Origin of the sequence: Bacillus sp. UNCCL81 (assembly GCF_900112535.1) — a bacterium.
Taxonomy (GTDB): domain Bacteria; phylum Bacillota; class Bacilli; order Bacillales; family Bacillaceae_G; genus Gottfriedia; species Gottfriedia luciferensis_B.
This window is the reverse complement of record NZ_FOMF01000005.1, coordinates 207,621-232,020: the sequence shown is the minus strand read 5'-3', so window position 1 is coordinate 232,020 and position 24,400 is coordinate 207,621. Positions and strand designations below refer to the sequence as shown.

16 protein-coding genes and 1 pseudogene are annotated in these 24,400 nt (G+C 35.5%); 4 read left to right on the top strand and 13 right to left on the bottom strand.

Translation table 11 applies throughout. The features are described 5' to 3' along the window. Nucleotides 1–662 precede the first annotated feature (662 nt). Nucleotides 663–3,809 (top strand): S8 family peptidase, encoded by a 3,147-nt coding sequence (locus BM319_RS13025; protein ID WP_286143757.1) that lies wholly within the window; start codon nt 663–665, stop codon nt 3,807–3,809. Nucleotides 3,810–4,222: 413 nt separating this feature from the next. Here BM319_RS13025 and BM319_RS13020 read toward each other — a convergent pair whose 3' ends face one another. From BM319_RS13020 to BM319_RS13000, 5 genes are all read right to left on the bottom strand, one after another. Next, nucleotides 4,223–5,311, bottom strand: coding sequence for a GerAB/ArcD/ProY family transporter (locus BM319_RS13020; RefSeq protein ID WP_091023235.1), 1,089 nt, complete (start codon nt 5,309–5,311; stop codon nt 4,223–4,225). A 27-nt stretch (nt 5,312–5,338) separates the two neighbouring features. Continuing rightward, entirely contained in the window at nt 5,339–6,529 is a 1,191-nt protein-coding gene (locus BM319_RS13015; RefSeq protein WP_091023036.1) for a Ger(x)C family spore germination protein, read from the bottom strand. After that, a complete protein-coding gene (locus BM319_RS13010; RefSeq protein WP_091023034.1) occupies nt 6,526–8,121 on the bottom strand; it encodes a spore germination protein in 1,596 nt (531 codons plus the stop codon). Before BM319_RS13010 ends, BM319_RS13015 begins: the two co-directional genes overlap by 4 nt. 664 nt (nt 8,122–8,785) lie before the next feature. Continuing rightward, complete coding sequence (gene rlmD, locus BM319_RS13005) at nt 8,786–10,168, bottom strand: 23S rRNA (uracil(1939)-C(5))-methyltransferase RlmD (RefSeq protein WP_069035387.1); 1,383 nt, start codon at nt 10,166–10,168, stop codon at nt 8,786–8,788. Nucleotides 10,169–10,181: 13 nt separating this feature from the next. After that, entirely contained in the window at nt 10,182–11,042 is an 861-nt protein-coding gene (locus BM319_RS13000) for a DNA-3-methyladenine glycosylase family protein (protein ID WP_069035388.1), read from the bottom strand. Nucleotides 11,043–11,679: 637 nt separating this feature from the next. Between BM319_RS13000 and BM319_RS12995 the strand changes: the two genes are divergently transcribed. After that, nucleotides 11,680–14,409, top strand: coding sequence for a bifunctional glycosyltransferase/CDP-glycerol:glycerophosphate glycerophosphotransferase (locus BM319_RS12995; RefSeq protein ID WP_091023032.1), 2,730 nt, complete (start codon nt 11,680–11,682; stop codon nt 14,407–14,409). Nucleotides 14,410–14,482: 73 nt separating this feature from the next. Here BM319_RS12995 and pdaA read toward each other — a convergent pair whose 3' ends face one another. The 3 genes from pdaA to BM319_RS24725 all read right to left on the bottom strand — a co-directional run bounded on the left by pdaA (nt 14,483) and on the right by BM319_RS24725 (nt 17,776). Further along, complete coding sequence (gene pdaA, locus BM319_RS12990) at nt 14,483–15,283, bottom strand: delta-lactam-biosynthetic de-N-acetylase (protein WP_091023030.1); 801 nt, start codon at nt 15,281–15,283, stop codon at nt 14,483–14,485. Nucleotides 15,284–15,893: 610 nt separating this feature from the next. Continuing rightward, the gene (locus BM319_RS12980; protein ID WP_091023026.1) at nt 15,894–17,417 is read right to left on the bottom strand and encodes a fumarate hydratase; all 1,524 of its coding nucleotides are present in this window, start codon (nt 17,415–17,417) and stop codon (nt 15,894–15,896) included. 191 nt (nt 17,418–17,608) lie between these two features. Then, nucleotides 17,609–17,776 (bottom strand): SE1561 family protein, encoded by a 168-nt coding sequence (locus BM319_RS24725; RefSeq protein WP_097973332.1) that lies wholly within the window; start codon nt 17,774–17,776, stop codon nt 17,609–17,611. A gap of 198 nt (nt 17,777–17,974) precedes the next feature. On the opposite strand from BM319_RS24725, the gene yfkAB reads away from it, so the two are divergent. Continuing rightward, nucleotides 17,975–19,102, top strand: a complete 1,128-nt coding sequence (yfkAB, locus tag BM319_RS12975; protein ID WP_091023024.1) for a radical SAM/CxCxxxxC motif protein YfkAB — start codon at nt 17,975–17,977, stop codon at nt 19,100–19,102. A gap of 116 nt (nt 19,103–19,218) precedes the next feature. Here the strand turns inward: yfkAB and BM319_RS12970 are convergent, their stop codons facing one another. The 3 genes from BM319_RS12970 to cax all read right to left on the bottom strand — a co-directional run bounded on the left by BM319_RS12970 (nt 19,219) and on the right by cax (nt 21,807). Further along, complete coding sequence (locus tag BM319_RS12970) at nt 19,219–20,022, bottom strand: YfkD famly protein (protein WP_069035394.1); 804 nt, start codon at nt 20,020–20,022, stop codon at nt 19,219–19,221. Between the two features lie 90 nt (nt 20,023–20,112). Beyond that, entirely contained in the window at nt 20,113–20,721 is a 609-nt protein-coding gene (locus tag BM319_RS12965) for a YczE/YyaS/YitT family protein (RefSeq protein ID WP_353615545.1), read from the bottom strand. A gap of 27 nt (nt 20,722–20,748) precedes the next feature. Continuing rightward, the gene (cax, locus tag BM319_RS12960; RefSeq protein ID WP_091023022.1) at nt 20,749–21,807 is read right to left on the bottom strand and encodes a calcium/proton exchanger; all 1,059 of its coding nucleotides are present in this window, start codon (nt 21,805–21,807) and stop codon (nt 20,749–20,751) included. A 249-nt stretch (nt 21,808–22,056) separates the two neighbouring features. Between cax and BM319_RS12955 the strand changes: the two genes are divergently transcribed. Beyond that, nucleotides 22,057–22,467 (top strand): pyridoxamine 5'-phosphate oxidase family protein, encoded by a 411-nt coding sequence (locus BM319_RS12955; protein ID WP_069035396.1) that lies wholly within the window; start codon nt 22,057–22,059, stop codon nt 22,465–22,467. A gap of 525 nt (nt 22,468–22,992) precedes the next feature. Here BM319_RS12955 and BM319_RS12950 read toward each other — a convergent pair. Both BM319_RS12950 and tagH read right to left on the bottom strand, forming a co-directional pair. Then, a complete protein-coding gene (locus BM319_RS12950; protein ID WP_091023020.1) occupies nt 22,993–23,508 on the bottom strand; it encodes a VanZ family protein in 516 nt (171 codons plus the stop codon). Between the two features lie 111 nt (nt 23,509–23,619). After that, nucleotides 23,620–24,390 (bottom strand): annotated as a pseudogene (gene tagH, locus BM319_RS12945) (teichoic acids export ABC transporter ATP-binding subunit TagH); the annotation flags it as partial. Between the last annotated feature and the right edge of the window lie 10 nt (nt 24,391–24,400).

The following is a 24,400-nucleotide window of genomic DNA, read 5'->3' as shown; positions in this document are numbered from 1 at the left end:
ATAAACTTCATATTTTTCATTTTTCACTCGTTTAACCATCAATTCATTTGCATTTATTATCTTTTTGCCAGAAGCAGATTTTTTGTATTTTGCATATTAGTATAGTGCCGAATATCAATAAAATATTGTTATGGTTACCATAATATTTCATGATTTTACAATAAATTCGTAAAATCATAAAGTTTTTAATATAAGATGCAGTAGCCAAAAACTTGAACTAAAGCAGCTTATCAACACTTGCAATGAACTCTAAATCTTAGACATACTGAAACTATTACTCTAATAAGAGGCAAAATCAGTATGGGGAATTCAAAATTTTAAGAAAGGATAGTTGATTACTAATTCTGAAAAGTTTATCAAAATTATTCATTAATGAAGAAAGCAACTTCTATGGCATTTTTCAGCAGCCTCAATATTCATTCGGTACTTTCCACTAAAGTAATAGCAAGAGAGCAAAAAGATATATAAATCTATTAAATTCGATGTTACCAATTCATTTCATGTACAGCTAGAAACTACATATCTCTGATACAGAATCGGTAATTGGTCCAGAAGGTGTTCCTTTTAACCTGTTAGGAATCTCTTAATTTACACTATTCAATTCTACTTTAAGATATTTCTCAACATTTGTAACTTATTCATATCTACTAGGAGGATGTATGATGAAAAAAATCAAATTGAATACGTTTTTAGCTGCCTCTTTATCTACGGTTGTTTTTGCTTCTTCGTCTTATAACGTAAAAGCCTATGATAAATCGTCATTAGACAAAACACTTAATAGTACTGCCGTTGTTAACGCTTTGAGCGGTTCCGATGAACAAACCATTACCTTAATTACGGGTGACGTCGTAAAGGTTAAAAAGATTGAAAACGGTAAAAGTGTCATAAACGTGGAACCTGCCGATCCGAACAATGCAGGCGTACAAATGTATACAATTGGTGAAGATACGTATGTCATACCAAGTTCAGCTATACCTTATCTGGCTGCTGACAAACTGGACGAGGATTTGTTTAATGTAACGAAATTAATAGCGGACGGCTATGATGATAATAGTCTCTCTTCCCTGCTATTTATCGTGGAATACACAGATTCCAAAGCGAGCTCCGTCCAAACAAAGAAGGAATACACAGAGTCCAAAGCAAGCTCCGTCCAAACAAAGAAGGCCCCAAAAGGAGCAAAAAAGGTTCGTGTGTTAGAAAGTATTAATGGTGCCGCTCTTGCAACATCTAAAAAAGAAGCCGATACGTTCTGGAAGGATATCACACATGAGGCTTCCCAGATCCCCAATTCTAAATCAGTATTATTCGACGAGGGTATTAAAAAGATCTGGCTTGATGGTCGTGTGGAAGCCACATTAGACCAAAGCGTACCTCAGATTGGTGCGCCAACGGCTTGGGAATCTGGTTTTACAGGTAAGGGGGTTAAGGTAGCGGTACTTGATTCAGGCATCGATCCTAATCATCCCGATCTTGTAAATCAAATAGAAGAGGCAAAAAACTTTGTACCTGGAGAAACGGTTGAAGATTTTCATGGGCATGGTACACACGTTGCTTCAACGGTATTAGGGACAGGTGCTGCTTCTGATGGCAAGTACAAAGGAGTTGCTCCTGAAGCACGTTTGCTTGTAGGTAAAGTGTTAGACAAAGGAGGACGCGGTTTCGAATCATGGATTCTTGACGGTATGGAGTGGGCTGCACACAACGCCAAGATTGTAAGCATGAGTTTGGGAGGCGGGAAAAGTGACGGAACAGACCCGATGTCCCAAGCCGTAAATAACCTAAGTGAAGAAACAGGTGCACTATTTGTTATTGCTGCCGGTAACGATGGTAGCGAAGGATCCATCGGTTCACCAGGAGCTGCAGATGCTGCTTTAACGATCGGTGCTGTGGATAAGGCAGACAAAATTGCTCCTTACTCATCAAGAGGACCTCGTCTTGGAGATGGGGGATTGAAACCTGACCTGTCTGCACCAGGTACTGATATTGTTGCTGCTCGATCTGGACTATCAAGACTAGGAAGCGGATCTTACCTGAGTATGAGTGGTACATCCATGGCAACCCCACATGTGGCGGGTGCTGCTGCGATCCTTCTGCAGAAGCATCCTGAGTGGAATGGCACTCAGCTAAAAGAAGCGTTGATGAATACCTCTAAAAGATTAGATTACTCGCCTTATTATATCGGTACGGGCCGATTGGATATACCTGCAGCTCTAAACAGCACTGTTCGTGCAACGGGTTCTCTGTCGTTCGGCTTCCTTCAGTGGCCATACGATCATGCGCAGCCTATACAAAAAACAGTCACGTATACAAACGACAGTGACTCCGCTGTCACTCTAGATCTTCAAGCGGAATTTAAGAGTACAAAAGGTGATGCTGTACCAAATGGTATGTTAACCATTTCTGAGAGCAAGATCACGGTTCCAGCTAATGGTACGAAGACAATAACAGTTACAGTAGATCCGAAGCTTGGTAACTGGGGTCGTTATGAGGGGCAACTAACAGCAACTGATTCTGAAGGCAAGCAAGTGGCTCATACTTCAATGGGCATAGAGAAAGAAGATGAGAGGTATCCGCTAACGTTAAAGGCTACGGACCTTATTGGAGATCCAGTTCCTGCGATAGTCGCAATCGTTGGCGATAACATGAAACCTATATTCATTCCGATAGTAGGAACAAAAACAATTCGTGTAGCACCTGGTACGTATTCAGCCATGACTCGTATAGAATCGGACTTTGACACCGATCATGGTAGTAATGCAATAGTCGGTAATCCTGAATTCAAGGTAGACGGTCCTCAAACCGTGGAACTTGATGCACGAAATGCAAAAGAAATTACAGTTGAAGTGCCAAAGAAGACAGAATCACAATATAGTCGCTTGCAATTCCACCGTTCCTTTGGTAACAATGAAATAACCGCTGCGTATTTTATGTCTGCAGACACGGATAAAATATATGCACAACCAACAGAGAAAGTTAAGACAGGAGACTTCGAATTTCTGACTCGCTGGCATTTAATAAAACCTCAACTTGAGATCCAGTTTAAAGAAACAGTGTTGGACGATATACTGGAGTGGGGAACTACACCTTTTGACGGTAAATATAACTTAGAAACGGTTTATGTAGGAAAAGGAACACCAGCTGACTATGAGGGTCTGGACGCAAACGGCAAAGTAGTTGTCGTCGATCGTAGCACGAAAAGTAAGCCTTCTGAGTATATACCTGAGACACAAGCACAGGCCACTACGGCACTTGCCGCTGGTGCAAAACTGATGATTATCGTAAACTATAATGAAGAGGAGTTCATTCCGTCGATGGGAAATGCAAAAGGAAATCCAAGAGGCACGAACATCCCACTTACCGTTACTGGAATCAGTAAGGTTGTAGGCGATAAATTGATTGCAGCAGCACGTTCCGGTAACCTGCACCTGCATGTTGAAGGTGTACCATATACACCATATGTATATGATTTGGTGGATGTTCACCAAGGTCAGATTCCAGAGAATTTAAAATATAAACCATCTAACAATGAACTCGTTAAGATCGACACGAGTTACAAATCAGATGGTGAAGCAGTTGGTGAAGATGTCCGTTATGATTTACGTCCGTATCAAAAGGACACTTTTAATTTAATGAATTGGGAACCACTGCAGTTGCCTTCTGATCGAACAGAGTGGGTTTCAGCAGTGAAAGATACTCGCTGGTCTCACCAAGGCAGAGTAGTAGGATTTCCTTACCATCCATGGCAAATTCAGCCTTTTGTTACTTATGAAAAAGGACAAAAACTTCAGGAAGACTGGTTTCTCCAATAGTTCGTCCGCGTTTGGGTCAAGGCTATTGGACACCTAACCGCCAAGGGAACAATTTCCAATTTGATATTCCTGCTTGGGCAGATTCAGGGAATGGCTCTACAGGTCAGGTCACATCTGCGGAATCGTAAAAAATTTCAAACACTTAAATTGTACCAAGGAAATACTCTTCTTATAGAAGGAAAAGGACAAACTATTATAAATAAACCAATCCCAGAAGAAAAAACATAATACCGTCTAGTAAGTGATGCGAAGCGAGACCCGAATCGCTAGAAAACATCATTAAGTACGCATCATACCTCTTTGACTAATTAAACTTGGTTGACCGACCGGGTTTAATTAGATCAAGGAGGTTTTATTTTTTTCAAAGGTTTATAAGCCTTTTGCCATTACATTTAATCAAGCTACCCATTGGGCTAAGCAATTTTTCTTCGAATCATGCCAACCAACAACAACAGTAAGGGAATCCCTAGCTCATAGACGGGAAATGCAATTGGGATCACGAAAAACATGTAATAATAATGGGTAAATATCTGGATATTTTTAATCGACACAGCCATGATTAACGAAATAGGAGCAACAAACCAAGCTACTTTTCGCCAATCCTTTAGGTGAAACATTTGTGCTGTTCCATAACAAGCGAGAAACATATATAACGCCAGTTTAACAAAAATACTGAAGAACCAAATAATAACAATCAGAATATCCACATTTTGAATGAATCCCATTACGGATATGTACCGACTCAAATCGTAAACTGGATACAGAAACCTAGAAGGCAAATTCGGACCGAATGTTAAAATCACCGCTAATGTTCCAATTGTTACAATGAAAACTGCCAGTCCTACTCCCCACATCGCTCTTGATGACGCTTTGTCCGGTTTGTCCATAAAGAAGACAAACATTGTCATCATGACAGACTCTCCAAAAAAAGCGGCTACAGGGGTATAGGATCCTTTAAGGATTGGAAGCCATCCAGAATCTTGATAAATAGGTAGCATATAATGCCAATTCATATTGCTAAGATTCAAAATGATTACAGACAATATCATTAAAAGCACCATCGGTCCAAAGATTTCACTTAAGCGTCCAATGCCTTCCACACCACCTTGGTATATGATAAAAATAAGCAGTAACATGGCAGGAAAGACAATGACCCACAGAGGTGTATTATGAAACAACGATGTAATAATAAAATCACCAAATTCACGGACTGTTATCCCATTAATCCAGTACCATGTGAGTAAATAGGGAATCACCATCAGCTTTCCTAGCCATTTGCCGAGAAGTGTTTGACTAAATTCAATCATGGTTTGATTCGGATAAAGCGAACTGAGTTTGGTTGCCAGAAAAGTAATGGCAATCCCAGCAAGCCCTGCAATAACCATCGAGATCCACGCATCTTGTTTGACAGTACGAATCGTAGATGGGATGATCAGAAGAATTGTTTGTCCCACTTCTAATGTGAACATCATCCAAAAGATTTGCGTGCCAGAGATTTTCATTGAATTTCTCACAAACCATTTGCCTCCTTATTTTTTTATTTCATTTTGCTTTACCTGCAAAGATGGCCCGGTCAGACCCACTCGCCGAATAGTCAGTTTTGCATGGACAGAGACCTGTACTTTTGAAAACTGTTTGTCCCACTCCTTCTTTAGTACTTTCCATTTGGATGGATTAATTTGATGAATAGCTTCTCCCAAGCCAAAGATATCGGTTCCAAATTGTTTTTGAACCTTTCCGACTGTCTGGAGAGCTTGTTTTTCGGCCTTTTTTTCCAATACATGTTCTAAAAGGGTAAGATTTTTAGGCTGCGTAATATCTAAATTCGTATTGTTCTCCTGAATGGTTCCTTCACCAGAAAGAACAATGTCACACTTGATGGTGTTCCCGTGAATACTGGGTTTTATTTTACTGGCGATTTTTGACATATATAAACTGGCATTTCCATTTCCTTGGGGGACAGTTTCTGTAATAGTATGTTTACTCAAACGATTAGCCACCCAAAGCGTAGTTGATTCTTCCTGATTATTTAAATATCCTATCAATTTAAGGTCTTTATTAAAAACCGCTCCACCTACATATTGAAATTCTTTGACACCCGGTTGATCTTGGTCATTAGAACTAGGGATCAATTTAATAACGGGTAGGATAGGGTTGATTCCATCACTAGCACCGGCAATAAGAAAATTTACTAAAGAACTGTCTCCTAATCGACCCGATTGCGCATGTTCCTTTTGTGCCCCAATTGCCGGGATATTTTCTAAAGGTGAAGATGCTTCCAGAAACTCTTTTGCAGAACTTCCTTTTACTACGAGCGCATCTGCTCGTAATCTAATATCAGGATCGCGGCTATAGTTATCTAATACATTAGCAAGACCTTGTTTAGCTAATGGTTCTCCAATCAAAATCACACGATGATGCCCTCGAAAGACTTCTCTTGACAATTTTGTTTGCATCTTTTGTACAGCTTCAAGTGTGTCCCTTCCAGTACCCGATTCTATAAAAAACGGTTTTCCTGAATCACTTCTTCCACTCTGGCCCATCCCCATCATTGAAGGTATGATAAATTGAGCGCTGACTTCAAGCTTGTTATTTTTCGCTTGATCAAGCCCCAAACCTAACTCTATTGCCAGGTCGTTTAACTCGGTACGATCCCAACAGCCCGTCAAGAAAAATAAAGAAACGATCAACATCATACAAAGTAACTTGTGCTTGCTCATTCTGTCTCTTTCCCCCGTTTTGGACCTGGTTGTTGTCCATCTGGAATACGTGTTTTATCCTCACCCGAAATCATTAATGGACGACGAGTCATATTCCACCGAGGTGTTCGGAGTAAAACGTCCTTCAAATCGCGAGTAATCTGAGGAGCAACCGGACTTAGATAAGGAATACCAAAAGAACGAATGTTTGTAAGATGGATCACAATCGCAATGGTGCTTATAGCAATGCCATACAGCCCAAGCATCCCTGCCAATATCAGCATCGGAAAGCGTAACATACGATAGGCTGTTCCCAAGTTGTAGCGTGGAAAAGCAAACGACGCAATACCAGTTGTAGCCACAACAATGACCAATGGTGCCGAAATAATGCCTGCTTGCACGGCAGCTTGTCCGATGACAAGTGCTCCCACGATACTAACTGCTGATCCAATCGGCTTTGGCAATCGAACGCCTGCTTCCCTCAAACCCTCAAACAAAAATTCCATCATCAGTGCTTCTATGACAGCCGGGAAAGGTATGCTTTCTCGCGCCGATGCAATACTAATAAGTAGATTTGTTGGGATCAATTTCGGATGAAAGGTTGTAATCGCAACGTAGAGGGAAGGAAGAAATAAAGAAACATTGATTAAAATAAAACGTATCCATCGAACAAAGGTTGTGTAAATGGATCGTTCATAATAATCCTCCGCTGCTTGTAGACCTGTCCAGAATGTCATAGGAACGATCAGAACGAATGGTGTGTTATCTACTAAAATAGCGATTTTCCCTTCTAATAGGCTTGCACACACTACATCCGGCCGCTCGGTATTCTGAATTTGAGGAAAGGGAGAAAAAGGTTGGTCCTCGATAAACTCTTCAATGAAGGCTGACTCTAATACCCCATCAATTTTAATTCGCTCGACCCTTTGTCGTACTTCCTCCAATACCGAATCTGGAGCAATTCCTTCAATGTAAGCAATAACCACATCTGTCTGAGATAAATCCCCAATCGTATAGGGTTCCATTTTTAGTCTTGGGCTCCGAATTCTTCGACGAATAAGACTCGTATTGACTCTTAACGTTTCTGTAAAACCATCACGAGGCCCACGAACAGAGATTTCGGCAGATGGTTCTTCAATACTACGTTTTTCAAACCCTTTTAAATCAGCAACTAGAGCTTGATTCTCCCCGTATGTTAGAACGACGATATTAGCTTTCATTATTTCATCTATAACCTCACGAACCTTTGAAACCGTCTTTATTTGAGAAACAGCGATAAGCCGATCATGCATGATATCCCCTATTGAGTCCACACTCTTTAGTCCATTAGGCATTCCTTCGTACATCATTGGTTTTAAAACAACCTGATCCAATGTTTTTGTATCCACTAATCCATCTATATAAATTAGAAGCATTTTGGTTTGCCCATTTACGAGGATTGGACGAAAAACAATATCGGAACAATTCTCAAAAACTTGTTTCAAAAGCTCTTCATTCACGTATATATTCTGTTCGAGTTCACAATCTTGACCATTTTGGAGCAGTATGTCGGAGGACTCAAGTTCTTGAATATCCTTTTTTAAACGCTTTATATTACGATTTTTTTTCATCATACCACCTCAAGACATATGTTTTATAAAGGATGTCTTCTTATTTTGCTATTTTGAATATGTTAGTTGATTACAACTCCAGGTGGCTCTTTAAAGGTAAAATTATTTATTTAAAAAATTTCAACAAGAAAATACACCCTAGACATCCTTCTTATTGTCCCCACCTACACAAGAAAATTATTCAAGTATTTCTGTAAGTTAGTTACCTACAAATTGGGAACCTAACCTTGCTGTTTCTTTAATTTAAGTAACTTTGAAATAGTGTTTGGTCAACTTTTTATAATGTCCTAAACAACAAATAAACCACCTTTCCTTAGGTGGCTAAAACATATCTTTCGATTAGTATTCTTCTCTTCATAACTAAACAAAACATCATTACTCTCACTCTGCTACCCAAAATGAACAGCATTACCTTTTCAACATACTTTATTTAGGGCCTGCTGCCTTTTTTTTGTTCAGAAATAATAAACTCTTGCTATTTATCCACCCTCTCACCTTTTTAGCAAAACATCATAATTTTCAGAGTAAAGGATTGTTAAAAAATAGGGAAAAGGATTGAGGTGACTACGTACGCCCCTTTTTCCTTTTCCCAACTCTTTCCTTTTATCAGATGTTTATTCTGATTTTAGCAAAGAATTATTTAATCTATCAAAAATTTTTTTGTTGGTTATAACTTTAAAGTGAGTTGTGCCACGCACTCAACGTGCGCAGTATGCGGAAACATATCAACAGGCTGTAAATACTTCACATCATAATTCTTACTCAATACCTTTAAATCCCTAGCTAAAGTAGAAGGATTACAAGAAACATATACTAATTTCTTCGGTTTAATTTTTAATACAGTATTCAAAAATTCCTCATCACAACCAGTTCTCGGTGGATCGGTTATAATAACATCAGGTTTCCAGCCTTCGTTTAACCATTTCGGTAATACTTGTTCAGCTTTACCTGCTTCGTAATGAGTATTTGTAAATCCATGGCTTAGGGCATTTGTTTTCGCATCGATGATTGCTTCTTTCGTTACGTCCATGCCTCGAACTTCTTTTGCGTCTTTTGCTAGCCATAGTCCGATTGTCCCTACTCCACAATAAGCATCTACGACTTTTTCTGTTCCAGTAAGTGCCGCTGCTTTTTTGACTTCATCATATAGCTTAACTGTTTGTTCAGGATTTAATTGGAAAAACGCTCTTGCTGAAAGTTCGAATGATAAATCTCCAAGCTTTTCTTCAATTACTTCTTCACCTGATAAATAGACAGTTTCACGGCCAAAGATTACTGAAGTCATTTGATTATTAATGTTTTGCATTAAGCTTGTTACTTCAGGAATTCGCTTTTTAATTTCACTGATTAGTTCATTTTTCTGAGGAAAATCTTTCGTTCCAGTTACTAGTACTAATTGGATTTGACCTGTACGTAAACCAACTCGCGCAACGATTGTTCGGATTACCCCTTTATTTTTTCGTTCATTATAAACAGGGATATTTAAACGAGTTAAAATTTTCTTCACTTTACCTGTGATTTTATTTAAATCCTCATGTTGGATTGGGCAATGGCCAATATCAACAACATTATGAGAGTTTTGTGTATATAATCCAGCGATGATTTTATTTTTTTCAAGCCCAGCTTGTAGCTGACTTTTGTTACGATAGTTCCATGGATTTTCCATACCGATCGTTTCTTTAATTGGTGTTTTTTCTAGTAAATCTTTTGCATACTTTTCCATTGCTTGGATGACAATGTCGCGTTTATATCGAAGTTGTCCTTCATAAGAAGCATGCTGAATTTGACAGCCACCACATTTTTCGTAGATTTTACAAGTCGGCTCTACACGATCAGGTGATGCTTTTCGAATACGTTGAATTTTCCCTTCAGCAAAGCCGTTGCGAACATTTGTTACCTCTGCAACTACTTCCTCTCCAGGTAATGCACCTTTAATAAATACTACTTGTCTTTTGAAGTAACCAACACCTTCACCATTAATCCCAATACGTTTAATTGTTATAGGAAAGGATTGGCCTACTTCTAATTTATTTTCTAACTGATTGCTCATATATACAACTCCATTATTCTATGCTCTTCCAAAGATAAAGGGCAGCGTAGCTTCCAAACGGAGAAACTTGCTCTTTTACATAATCCATTATTTCTTTCGAAGGCTTTTCATCTAAATTTAAAAGCTTTTGAAGTGCGATTTGAATGCCAACATCACCAACTGGGAAAATATCTTTTCGACCTAGACCAAATAATAAGAAGTTTTCAACTGTCCAAGGACCGACTCCCTTAAGCTTGATTAACTCCTTTGAAATGTCCTCCGAAGATAATGTCCGATAATCTTGATGACTTAAAACTCCTTCACTCCAAGCTTTAGCAATTCCAATCATATATTCAGCTTTTCTCGTACTAAGCTGCAAATCTCTTAACTCATCTATAGTTAAATTAGCAATTATTTCAGGAGATGGAAAAAACCATGAATTACCAATTCTTTCACCATACATTCGAACAAATCGTTTTGTTACTTGGATTGCAAATGTACGCTGTATTTGTTGATGAATAATACATGTAATTAAACAGGCAAAAGGATCATTTGAAACGGTAATTGGTGTATGTCCAAAAAGGTCAATAAGAGGAGAAATTGTAGTTTGTCTTAAATGATGATGTAGTTCTTCAAATTCTGTTTGCCATTGCAAAATAGTAGCAACTTCTTCGAGAATTTTCTCTTTATTTTCATGTTCACTAATGACTTCAAACTGCACTGGAACATCATTTATTTTCTTAACCTTTACAACTACTTGATCCCCATCAATATACAGTGGAATGCTTAATCGCTTTTCAGCAGAATGCACTGTAAATGTTGGCTCATGCTCTAATCTCTTTAAAACTTCTTCCCATTGATATGGTGTTTCTAAAGCAACCTCTTCCTTCCACATTCACCCGTTCCTCCTTAATTACTCTGAAGTGTATTATAGCATAACAAGTACCGCTTAATAAAATTTGTGACAAATGCAAAAAAACTAGAGAATGATCTCTAGTTAAGGTCTGAAACAAAAATTTTAAAATTTGATTTTCAGACTGATTGCAAGCGCATGTCAAAGGTCCGAAAAACGCAAAAAAAGCTTGGGGACTAGTCAAGCTTTCTTTGACACATTAAATTTTAAGGGAATGGGGAAACTTTCAAGTCCAATCAGGTTTCAAAACTTATCAAATATCGCAACAGCTGTGTTGATATTTGCCATACTTAAATGATAACGATTATCATTATCAAAGTCAAGGTGTTGAATAAAAATAATTTTAATCTTTTTCTATCATTAATTTATATACTCTCTTCTCCCTTAAAATCTCTATAAATAATTAGAGATAGCAGTATAAAGACCAATAACTAAAAACTTGATGATCAGACTGATTGCGGGCGATTGGCGGGCAGTCTGATATCTCCATAAATAATTGGAGATAATACAAGTACGATACCTACTTACCATTCGTAAATTATGTTCAAGAAGACGCATTGGGTTATAATTTATGATAAACTATTTAATTGAAAGTAGAGACTAGTGAGGTAAGACTATAATGGAAAAAGCCAAAGTTAGTGTAGTCGTTGTTGCACATAATCATGAAGATGTCTTAAAAGATTGCCTAAACAGTTTACAAGGTCAATCATTAACTGATATTGAAACGATTATTATAGACAACGGTTCATCTGATAATAGTAAAAAAATAATAGAAGAATACTCGAATTCACATAAAAATATTCGCTTTATATCATTAGAGCTAATGTCAAAAAACAAAGCACGAAACATAGGTTTACATGAAGCTACTGGAGAATTTGTGGCGTTTATCGATGCGGATGATATTGTAAATCCATCAACCTATGAACATTTATATAACAGTGCAATAAAGGATCATACTGATATTGCTTTAGGAAATATACAATTATTCAATGGTACAAGAAAATGGGAGCACCATGAATTAAAATCAATCATAAAAAAAGATTTACCAACATTACGTGAGTTTCATAAACATCCAGAACTTCTGTTAAATCCTTCTATTAAAAATATGATGATTAAAAGAAGTTTAATAATCGACAATCAATTGCAATTCAATGAGCTTTTAACAGAACAACAAGATTTATTATTTACTCAACAATGTTTTATTTGTTCAAATAAAGTTTACGTAACAACAGATATCGTCATAAAAGTGAGAGATTTAACAAACAGTGATGTTATTAAACAAACTAGTACTTTAGAATTTTTTGATAATCTTCTCGTTACTCAAACTGAATTAATAAACTATTATAATCTGAAAGATATCACATCTCATTACTCGCATGTTGAGAAAAAATTATGGGATTATTATTTAACGTCTTTACTGACAAAGGCATATTATTTCCCTTCTGAAAAATACAATGATCTTCTAAGGATTTCATCTGATTTTGCTAAAAACTTATCTGAAAATCTAATGGAAAATAATACTTCTAAAATTAGTAAAGTATTTTATACTATTTTTCTTAATCAAAATCCAGAAGAATTTCATTTATTGATGAATCTATTATCAGATCGTTCCTTACAAAAAGGAGCAGTGATGATAGAGGGAAAATATTATCATTATTTTGCAAAGTATTTTCCGAAATATAAAGAATACCTAGAAATTAAGGAATTTAATTTGCATCAAAAAATCGAAATCCTTTCGTTACGAGGTGACCGCTTACAAGTTGGTGGCTTCGCATTTATCGAGGAAATTGATAATTTAGCTTCTGTTAAGGAATTGCAGTTTAAAAACAAATCAAATGGGCAACTAATATCAGTTACACTCGAAACGCTTGAGCGTTCTGATTTATCTTATCTTTTCTCAAAAAATAGTATTAATTATAGCGATGGGGGCTATAAAACAACTACATTTGAGCTAAGTAAAATATTACCTGATGGCGATTATGAAGTGTTTATTTCAGTAAAAGTTGGAGATATTTCATTAAAAAAACCACTTCATATTTTCTATTTTTCAACAAAGGCAAATTCAAAACCAGCAACAACTAAAACACATAGTATCGTACCCTATTTTCCAAAGAAAAATTTACACATTCGAATCAAAAAAACAGGCCTACTTGGAAAATTAAAAACAAAGATCCAAAAATCATTCCGTGATATCGTTTATGAATTTGGGTTACTTGTACTAAGAAGAGAATGGAAGTCATTCCTTATTTTTTACCTTTACCGTTTAACCCAAAGATACTATCGAAATAAACATATTTGGTTAATTGGAGAACGAAAAGATACGGCACAAGATAATTCATACCATTTATTCAAGTACATTCAAAAAAATAAAATAAGAGATAACTGTTATTACTTGATTGATAAAAAGGCCAAGGATTATGAATATATAAAAGAATACGGAAACATTGTACAATATGGAAGTTTAAAGCATACACTCTACTTATTAACTTGTGATAAAACAATTAATGCCTATTCAGAGCGTGCTAACATGTACACACACGAGTACTTACAAGTTTTAAAATGTCATCCTGAGTGGCAGCAAAATCAAAAAATCCTTATTCAACATGGCGTTATTGGAGTTAGTCGTGTAAATCATGTACTGAATAAAAATCGAATGGGCTATTCATTGTTTATCGTTTCATCTGATTTTGAAAAAGATCATATTGTTAACGAATTCGGTTATGCTGAAAACGAAGTGGCCGTGACTGGATTAGCTAGATGGGATGCGCTTGAAAATACAGGAAATGGCAAAACCATTTTAATCATGCCTACATGGAGAAACTGGAATAAAAGTACTCAGCAATTAATGAACTCTGAATACTTTAACCGTTATTTTTCTTTACTTAGTAATCCTGAGTTACATCAAATCTTAGAAAAAAATGACTTAAATATCATTTTCTATCCGCACTACCAGACTCAAATTTATATGAAGGATGTTCCTGATTTCCATAAAAGAATAAAAACGATCCGTCAAGGTGAAGAGACTGTCCAATCTCTATTAAAAAGATCAGATTTATTAATCACTGATTACTCAACAGTTTCATTTGATTTTTCATATATGGAAAAACCAGTTATTTTCTATCAGTTTGACTATAAGCGATTTTATTATGAGCATTACAACCAAGGACCAATTACACAAGACTTACTTTTTGGAGAAGTTGTAACGGAAGAAGAGCAAGTTCTAAACGGAATAAAAAAATTCGCTAATAAAGATAAACAATTCTTAGAAAATACAGTCGAGAACCCATTTGTTATCAAAACACCTAAGCAACATGCTAAACTAAATTACGAAGCAATCGCAAACCGATAAAGAAATTCGTCCTTTAAAGTGTAAAAAAGCTAATGATTTAAGCAGTTAATAAAACTACTTAATCATTAGCTTTTTATTTTTTAGGTAGATAAAAGCTCGGATCAAATCCGCTTCTCTCCATCATTAAGTCATCTAAACTTTTAAATTGATACCCTCGTTTATGTAGGCCAGTAATAATCGCATCCATCGCTTCTGCATTATCCTTCGATACTGTATGCATTAATATAACTGCCCCAGGATGAATCATTTTCATCACATTATCATAAGCATATTTCCAACCTCTTTGTTGATCAACCTTCCAATCAACATATGCCAATGACCAGAAAATATTTTCATATCCTTGTTTATTAACTAGTTGCAAAGTACGTTCGCTAAAAACACCTCTTGCAGGTCTGAAATATTTCATTTCTGTTTTCCCAGTCAATTCCTGGTATGCCATTTTAACTTGTTCCAATTCCTCAACAATCTTTTGATCACCTATCGTTGTCATATCAGGATGACTCCATGAATGGTTTCCGACTATATGCCCCTCATTAACCATTCGTTTCACTAATTCAGGATTTTCCTTAATGTAATGCCCGGTTATAAAAAAAGTCCCGTGAACACCATGCTTCTTTAAAACATCCAAAAACTTTGGTGTAAAGCCATTTTCATACCCATTGTCAAAAGTTAAATAAACATCTTTTTTTGTAGTATCCCCTAAATAAACTGACCCCGTATTTGATAATAATTTATTAAGTTGCTCACCTGCATCAGGTGGAGTCTCATTTTTCGCAGGAACAATCCCCCAGCCATGTGGCGCATTACTATAAGCAAATGTTGTACTAGGAAATACTAAGAAGAAAGTAAGAATATATACAATAATTTTTTTCAATTCATTCACCTCACTTTAAAAATAGTATCTGTAAATAAATTAGAAATATGAAAAGAATTGGTGTAATTTTGATATAAAACTAAATTTTTCTAAAAGGATTTTTGATGAAAAAAAGATGCGGATTCGCTTCTCGATTTGATTTGAATTTTTTTGACCTTAGGACCATTAATTTACCCTAAAATGAAACTTTTTCTTCATGATTTAACTACTTATTTGCGCACTTGGCGGGGTTTATTTGCAGTTTTCATTTATTTAATTGCAGATATGAATTTTTTATTTGCTGTTTTCGTATTTTTAATTGCAGATATGTCTTTTTAATTGCAGTTTTCCTATTTTTATTTGCAGCTCTTCTTTTATTTGCAGGGTTGGAACGTTTATTTGCACTAAACACATGTTTATTTGCGGGTCTGATTCTTTAATTGCAGAATTGGGACACTTATTTGCAGCTGTGTTCTTATTTTCAGAATCAGGACACTTATTTGCACTAACCACATGTTTATTTGCAGATTTCATTGCTTTATTTGCAGATCTGTTCTCATAGCTGCATTTCCCTTCTCAAACAAAAAAAAAGCAATGCCAAAAAAATGACATTGCCCTTAAAACCCAATAATTAAAATACCTTCTCAGCCATAGTAGCCAATTTCTCAAGTGAACTCTTATCTACATCTTTATGCAATGAATTACCATGAGAATCCATTGTTACTACTGCTTTGAAGTCTTCAACTTGTAAGTGCCACATAGCTTCAGGAATACCAAACTCTAGGTAGTTTACGTCTTTTACTTCTTTAATACATTGTGAGTAGTATTGTGCTGCTCCACCGATTGCATTTAAATAAACACCGCCGTGTTCTTCTAGAGCTTTTAATGTTTTTGCACCCATTCCGCCTTTTCCAATTACAGCGCGAATGCCGAATTTTTTCATGATATCGCCTTGGTATGGCTCCTCACGTATACTTGTTGTTGGACCAGCTGCTTTAATGTGATATTTGCCTTCTTCATCTTTTAATACTACAGGTCCACAGTGGTAAATAATTTGTCCATTTAAATCAACTGGACAATCGTGGTCTTTTAAATGATGGTGGATTGCGTCGCGTCCTGTGTACATCATGCCACTAATTGAAACTACATCTCCAACTTTTAAATCACGAATTTGTTCTTCTGTAATTGGAGCTACTAATTTCACTTCGCGAGGTGCTTCAGTTGTTTCATCAGTTTCATTTGTAAAGCTAATTTCTTCGCCTTCCTTATATAACCATTCTGAAATATCACCAGTTTCAGGATTGATTTTCATTCCTAAACGGCGGAATGCCCAGCAGTTATACGCTACTGAAACGAAGAAGCTCGCAGGTAGACGGTTCATTACACCGATTTTACAGCCAAGTAGAGTTGTTTCTCCACCAAAGCCCATTGTTCCTACGCCAAGCTTGTTAGCATTTTCCATAATATAATCTTCCATTGCTTTAAGCTCTGGAATTGAATTTTCATCATCAGATAAACGGAATAATTGATCCTTTGCAAGTTCATAACCGCTAGTACGGTCTCCACCAATACCAACACCGATGAAACCTGCGCTGCAGCCTTGTCCTTGTGCCTGGTATACGCTGTGTAAAATACATTTACGGATACCATCTAAATCACGACCTGCTTTTCCAAGTCCTTCAAGTTCGCATGGTAGACTGTATTGGATGTTTTTATTTTCACATCCGCCACCTTTTAAAATTAGGCGAATATCGATATAGTCACCCTCGTGTTGCTCAAATTTAACAACAGGAGTACCTGGGCCTAAGTTATTTCCGCTGTTTTTACCAAATAAAGAATCTACAGAGTTAGAACGAAGCTTACCATCTTTTGTAGCTTGTTCAATTGCTGCATAAATTGCTTCTTTTATCACAAGTTGGTTTACCCCAACTGGCGTTTTCACTTTAAAAGTTGGCATACCAGTATCTTGGCAAATAGGTGAAACATCGCCTTCAGCCATCATGATATTGTTTGTAATCGTTTCCAATGCGATGGCACTTCTTGTACCTGCTGTTTCACTTGCTTTAGCTTTTCTGATTGCTTTACGTACGTCTTTTGGTAGATTTGTTGAAGTTTCTACAATTAATTGATAAATACTTTCCTGTATGTGTTGCATTCTTGCTCCCCCTTAAAACCCTTTATAAAAATACTGAATGTTCCCCTCTTCATTATAATACAATTTTTAATAAACGGAATAAAAAAAGCCCTTCAGAATTAGTTTCTGATTTGGGCAAATATTTAGCTACTTCTATTGTTAACAATTAAACAATGTGCACTTTCCAATAAAAAAAGCCCATTACAATGGACTCAATCTAGGCGATTAACTTCACGACATTTACTTTCTAAGTCATCTAGAACTGATAATAATTGATCTAGCTCTTCTAAGCTTACTTCTTCAGCTTCTAATGATTCGATTGTTTCCATTACTGAATTAAAACGTTCTTTAATATAGGATAATTGTTCTGTGTTTGACATGAAATGATCGTCCTTTCTAATACAATTGCTAATTATATTATACCCTTATTCTCCTATATATCGTAAACTTTCGACATTTTTTTAAATTTTAGGAAGTTATTCCTATACAAGGTTTCACTTTCTTTCTTATAATAGTTGAGGAAAATTAAATTAGTCTAATACTTATGGGTACAGTTGTGTGCCTAAAGGAGTAATCAAATGAAAAAATTATTACAACAAATAACACCTACATATGATCCTTGGGAAGCATATTTAGATGTTGAAGAGTATGGTAAGAACATGCTGACAAATGTAGAGTTTACGACTACAACGATTTGTAATATGCGCTGTGAGCATTGTGCTGTCGGATATACTTTGCAACCTAAGGATCCAAATCCACTACCGATTGATCTAGTTTTAAATCGTTTAGAAGAGATTGAAAAGCTTCGTTGTATTAGTATCACTGGTGGAGAACCGATGCTTTCAAATAAAATGTTGAACGGTTATGTTGTGCCTTTATTGAAATATGCACATGAACGTGGCGTACGTACTCAAATTAATTCAAATCTAACATTAGATTTTGAAAGATACGAAAAAATAATTCCTTATTTAGACGTGTTACATATCTCTCATAACTGGGGAACCGTTGATGAATTTGTAGAAGCAGGTTTTGCGATGATGGAACGTAAACCGACATATGCACAGCGCGCGAAATTATTCGAAAACATGATTGAAAATAGCCGACGCCTTGCTGATGCTGGTGTTATGGTATCCGCTGAAACAATGTTAAACAAACGTACTCTTCCATACTTAGAAAAAATCCATCGACAAATTATAGAAGAAATGAAATGTCAGAGGCACGAAGTTCACCCGATGTATGCCAGTGATTTCGCTAGTACATTAGAAGTCCTAACTAAATCAGAGCTTCGCGAAGCAATTTCAACTTTACTTGATGTACGTGATGAAAATATTTGGATGTTATTTGGTACTCTACCATTTTATCCATGTAGCGATGATCAAAACGATTTAGACATCATTCAGAGATTATATAATAGTAAAAATGTAACATTACGAAATGACCCTGATGGTCGTTCTCGCTTAAATGTAAATGTATTTGATGGTAGCATCATCGTTACTGACTTTGGTGATGTCCCTCATCTAGGAAATATTCAAACCCATACATTACAAGAAGCATATGATACTTGGACATTATCAAAAACTGCAAATGAACTTAGCTGTCATTGTCCAGCAGTTAAATGCTTAGGACCTAATATTCTTGTAAAAAACAGCTATTATCCTGAAACTGATTTTTCGAATAGAAGTACTAAGATTTTAAAGGGAAATTAAATACTTAATAAAGAGCATGTCATATTTATGGCATGTTTTTTTTGTATATACAACGCTTAGTATTTGCCCAAAACAAAAACCACAAGGAAAATGATTTACCCTTGTGGATTTCTCTATTATCTAGGGTGTGGCGAAGCGAAATAACCAAATGAAACATAATCCTGAACAGGGATCCATGCACCTACACCTTGTGATACTACATTTTTAACTTGTAGAGTTCTTTTATTACCTTTTAAGATGAGGTACACTTCTCCAAATGTAACTTTTCCTTTTTCGTTAACTGCAGGAGCATAAGCATATAGATAGCCGAGTTGCTTTGGTGGTACATTATATACTCTTTCGTTTTTAGTTCCAGCTCCGACTACTGTTTGGAATGCTAGTGGGAGAGTTGTTTTTTCTGATGCATCATGCATCATTAAATTAATCACGTCATCCGCATTTCTTACTTTAGCAGTTAAACCACCTTTAACGATCTGTTGCGAATTTTGGTAGTATTTTATTCGTCTGTACGCTTTTTCTCCTCTATTATCTAGAAAGTTTGTATTTATTTTTTTATATTGCCAATTAATTGTTGTCTCATTTGATTCGTAATTTAAAGGCCAAACTCCTAAGAAAATTTTCGCATTATAGCCTACTGCAAACGGTGCTTTGCTGACATAGGATTCATTAAACATACGAATTAGATTTGGATTCTCAATTTTTACATTTGATGAATTTAATAACTGCTTTGCTAATCCCCCTGGTTGAAGTTCTGGCAGGTCCTGAGTTGGATTAGGGTAAGTATTCTCTTTTGTCACATTTGCAGCCGAACGTGGGACTTTAATATCTGTATTAGCTGCAAAAGTTGTTTGTCCATTATTTAAAGAAATAATTAAAATAGCTATATTAACAAGAACGAATGGCTTAAACCATTTAGACATATTCATGCCCCTTTCACAAATAAGGAAATTATTACTCTTAGCATGAACATTTTATGTAAATATATGTATTCCTTAAAATGAAAAATTTTGCTATGAACTCAGCTTAATATATAGTTTCTCAATTGGCCCTCTTAGCTTCTGCAAAATAGGTCCAATACTGAATGTAATTAAGACGGTTCCGATTCCAATTGGACCTTTTAGAAGAAAGGCCAATACTAACGCAAACACTTCACCAATCGTTTTTGCGACGCCTAAACTTACTCCGAACCGCTTATTTAAAGAGATCATTAAATCATCTATTGGACTTAACGGAAACTTAGCTTGCAAATAAATCGCAATGCCTATAGTCATACTTAAAATAGCTAGTACTAATTGAATATATCTAGTGACCATATTTGAATCAAATAAATGCTCCGACTCAACAGTTAACCAAAAATCAAGAAATCGTCCAATTAAAATAAACGTAATCGCAGCGAGCCAATCCGGTCTTTTCTTTTGTAAAAAAGCATTAACAAACAACAGTATTGACGAGTTAATGATAATCCAATTTCCAACAGATAAGCCAAAGGTTTTCGACTCACCAACAGCTAATGCATCCCAAGCACTAGCTCCTAGTCCAGCTTTAATCGCTAAACTAATTCCTAAAGTTAAAAATAGTAATCCAATTAAATAAAATAGAATCCTTATTATTATTTTCAAGTATTACCACCTTCAATTTTTTTGTTTTTATAATAAGTAGAAACCGATCCCCATAATTAAATATGCAGCTAATAAGGTTAACCCTTCAAACCAGTTTGTATCTCCGTCATTCATAATCGCAATTGTTAAAAATACAGAAGTGATCATCGAAATTAATTCCGGCATGGAAAATATTAATGGCATTCTTTCTCCAATAAACAATGAACAAATCACTAAAACTGGCGCTACGAACATGGCAATTTGTAATGATGAACCAACAGCAATTTCGACGGAAACCCCTACTTTATTTTTATATGCCATCACAATTGCAGACGCATGTTCAGCAGCGTTACCAACGATTGCTACAACGATAATACCGATAAATAATTCAGTCCATCCGAACTTATCTCCCACAGTCGTAAACGTATGAACTAGCTTCTCTGAAACATATCCAACCGCTACAGTCGCTAACGCTAAAATAATCATGGCTTTCCCTGTTTTCCACTCAGCTTCTTCATGCTCTTCTACGATCTCTTGATTTTTAGCTACGTAAACCCCTCGATGTGTAACTAATTTAAAGTAAAGTGCAGCTAAGTATAAAACCATTAAAACAATCGAAACACCTACACTAAGTGTCATCTTATCATTTGCAGTCATTTTAACTGAAAAAATTTCGGGAATGACAAAGGCTAGTACCACCGCAAAAATCAACAATCCTGAATTATGTCTCGCATCGTAAACATTAAAGCTTTGACGTTTATATTTTAATCCACCAATAAAAAAGGATAGTCCACCTACAAGTAGTAAGTTTCCTATTACAGAACCTGTTAGTGATGCTAACACTACTTCCGATAAGCCATTTTGCAATGCAAAAATCGCGATAATTAACTCTACCGCATTCCCGAATGTTGCATTTAAAAGTCCCCCAATTCTCGGGCCAGCTGCAATCGCTAAACTTTCAGTAGCTCTTCCCATAATGCCAGCTAATGCAATAATCGTTAAACAGTAAATGATAAATAATAAAATCTCGCTCCAATGCATCAAGCTCCCAATTACCGATAATGGTACACCGATAAATGTAACAATAAAAAATAAACGATGAGCCATAATAACCTCCTAATTAAATATCCTTATAAATATCATATGCAAAAGACTTAAAAAAATAGGTTTAAATGTAAAACAATTAACAAACACTTAAAGTGTTGATGGCAAAATCATCGTTCCATTGGATAAAAGTTTGCTTATATTGCTCAAAGGATTATGACCTTGAGAACTAGAATAACTTATGTTGGAGATTCAGTTGGTAGAAAAGTTTTCTACCTTCTCTTCTTCTGAACTAGGAGGGAGTTAATAAAAATGATTCAACAAAATATTATGAAAGTGCTTAAAGCGAAACAATTAGGTCTATTTACAACCATTCGTGAAGACTTTCCACATAGCTGTTATATGGTATTTTTCTTTAAAGGCCTAACACCTTATATCGCTACAAATAAGAATTCTCAAAAAGTAGAAGATATAAAAAAGAATCCAAACGTACATATACTACTTGGTCATGATGGTGACCGATTAGATGATAACTTTGTTGAGATGTTTGCAAGAGCTGAAGTAATTGAAAATGCAGGTCCTGAAGAGAAAGTTTGGACTGAGGAATTGTCTAGATGGCTTGAAGGTCCCGAGGATCCTAACTATGTATTGATTCAAATGACTCCAGTTAAAATTGGTTATGTTGAGAAAGCAGGTACAGAACCTACTTTTATAAAGCTTTGAAATATGAAATCTTATCTAATTGAATTTAGGTAAGATTTTTTTTTGGTGAAAAAATAATCAAATTTTCGTAAAAGGAGTATAGTGATGTTGATTTCCACTGCGGGATGCTCGCTTTCCATGGGGCGAGATTCTTTAGCCTCCTCGGCAAGCCTGCGGGGTCTCAGCCTTCCCGCATATCCCATAGGAGTCGAGCATCCCTCCGTTCCAATCAACTTAATCTTTAAAATAAGTCTTCATTAAAAAGCTTCTTTATATCTTTTACTTAGAGTAATAAAAGTTCATTAACCAGGTTTACTTCAATTAAGTCGAAAATTAACTTATAAACTAATCATTTGAACTTACTTCTAAAAATTAGTTCTTAATGTTTAAAATTCCTAAGTTATAAAATGTTTTTATCATTAATAATGTTCACTTAATTTACGCTTTCACTATTAACCCTTAATATTCCATCACTTTGAAAATGGTTTTTCTTTAAAACATCTTTCTTGTTACTATTTATTATTTCAAACAAAAAAATCCATTCGATTAAACTCGAATGGATTTTTGAACTTTTGCTTTAAGCTTCTTACTTATTAATAAAAATAAAGATGCTCCTATTAGTGCTCCGATCGAATCGATTACTACGTCTTGAACTAGCGGAGTTCGGTTTGCAGTGAAGGATTGGTGAAATTCATCAGAAGCTGCATATAGGATTGAAAAAATTACGCCTATTATAAAGGCTCTGTTTACATAAAGCTTTGCTAATCTTGTAGCAAAAAAGGCAAGTAAAAGATAGATTGAAAAATGGCATAGTTTACGAATAAAGAACTCTGTAAATCCTGCCACTCCAAGCTCTTTTATACTTACTATATGTCCAGCATAGTTAAAGTGGACAAAGGTGAAATGCTTCATTAGATCATATAAAAATGTAAAATGACTTATTTCTGGTCTTATATCTTGTTTTTCATACGGGGTTGCTGATGAATAAAAGATAATGCCAGCTATAAGGATAACAGGTATCCAATAACCAATAAAAATTCTAAACTTACTTTTGGATTCCATAATATTCCTTTCCAACACGACTTTTGTATAGATAAAACTCTATTAAAATAGACACTATTATGAAAAAAAATCTATTTCATAAAGTGTCTATTTACATTATTGATTTACATGCATGTTCTTTTCACGGTCTGCTGCACGTTCTGCAGGTGTTAATTTATTATAATCAGTTAGGAAATTTTGGTAGTTATCGCATACTTCATTAATTTCACCATACTCAACTAATTTTCCATAATGAATCCATAAGCCTTTTGTACAGAAGCTTCTAACCTGACCTAATGAGTGACTAATAAAGAAGATTGTTTTACCTTGTTCTTTAAAATCATTCATTTTATCTAAACAACGTTTTGTAAAGGTAGGATCACCAACAGATAATGCTTCGTCGATTACCATGATGTCTGGATCGATATTTACAGAGATCGCAAACCCTAGTCTTGATCTCATACCACTTGAATATGATTTTACTGGTTGATTAATAAATTTTCCAATTTCGGCAAATTCAATAATATCAGGAGTGATTTTTTCAATTTGCTTAATCGTAAGACCCATCATCAAACCTTTTAATCGAATATTTTCTAAACCAGTTAATCGGTTATCTAATCCAGCTTGAATGGCAATTAGTGAAGCAACTCCATTTACTTCAACTTCGCCATCATTTGGCATTGTAACACCAGCAATTAAATTAGACATTGTACTTTTACCTGAACCATTTAAACCAATAATCCCTACAATTTCACCTTGTTCAATTTCGAATGAAATGTTTTTTAACGCATGAAAATATTCTCCGCCTCTACCACCAAAGAATAAATCCTTTAACTTGTCAGTCGGTTTATTATAAATTTTAAATTTCTTTGTAACATTTTTAAAGACAACTTTTTTTGTCATTCAGTTCACC

Bases quoted from the DNA above. Each gene is read 5' to 3' on its own strand.
- BM319_RS13025 (WP_286143757.1), top strand. From the start codon at position 663: ATGAAAAAAATCAAATTGAATACGTTTTTAGCTGCCTCTTTATCTACG.
- BM319_RS13020 (WP_091023235.1), bottom strand. From the start codon at position 5,311: ATGAAAATCTCTGGCACGCAAATCTTTTGGATGATGTTCACATTAGAA.
- BM319_RS13015 (WP_091023036.1), bottom strand. From the start codon at position 6,529: ATGAGCAAGCACAAGTTACTTTGTATGATGTTGATCGTTTCTTTATTT.
- BM319_RS13010 (WP_091023034.1), bottom strand. From the start codon at position 8,121: ATGATGAAAAAAAATCGTAATATAAAGCGTTTAAAAAAGGATATTCAA.
- rlmD (WP_069035387.1), bottom strand. From the start codon at position 10,168: ATGAGCAATCAGTTAGAAAATAAATTAGAAGTAGGCCAATCCTTTCCT.
- BM319_RS13000 (WP_069035388.1), bottom strand. From the start codon at position 11,042: ATGTGGAAGGAAGAGGTTGCTTTAGAAACACCATATCAATGGGAAGAA.
- BM319_RS12995 (WP_091023032.1), top strand. From the start codon at position 11,680: ATGGAAAAAGCCAAAGTTAGTGTAGTCGTTGTTGCACATAATCATGAA.
- BM319_RS12980 (WP_091023026.1), bottom strand. From the start codon at position 17,417: ATGCAACACATACAGGAAAGTATTTATCAATTAATTGTAGAAACTTCA.
- BM319_RS24725 (WP_097973332.1), bottom strand. From the start codon at position 17,776: ATGTCAAACACAGAACAATTATCCTATATTAAAGAACGTTTTAATTCA.
- yfkAB (WP_091023024.1), top strand. From the start codon at position 17,975: ATGAAAAAATTATTACAACAAATAACACCTACATATGATCCTTGGGAA.
- BM319_RS12970 (WP_069035394.1), bottom strand. From the start codon at position 20,022: ATGTCTAAATGGTTTAAGCCATTCGTTCTTGTTAATATAGCTATTTTA.
- cax (WP_091023022.1), bottom strand. From the start codon at position 21,807: ATGGCTCATCGTTTATTTTTTATTGTTACATTTATCGGTGTACCATTA.
- BM319_RS12955 (WP_069035396.1), top strand. From the start codon at position 22,057: ATGATTCAACAAAATATTATGAAAGTGCTTAAAGCGAAACAATTAGGT.
- BM319_RS12950 (WP_091023020.1), bottom strand. From the start codon at position 23,508: ATGGAATCCAAAAGTAAGTTTAGAATTTTTATTGGTTATTGGATACCT.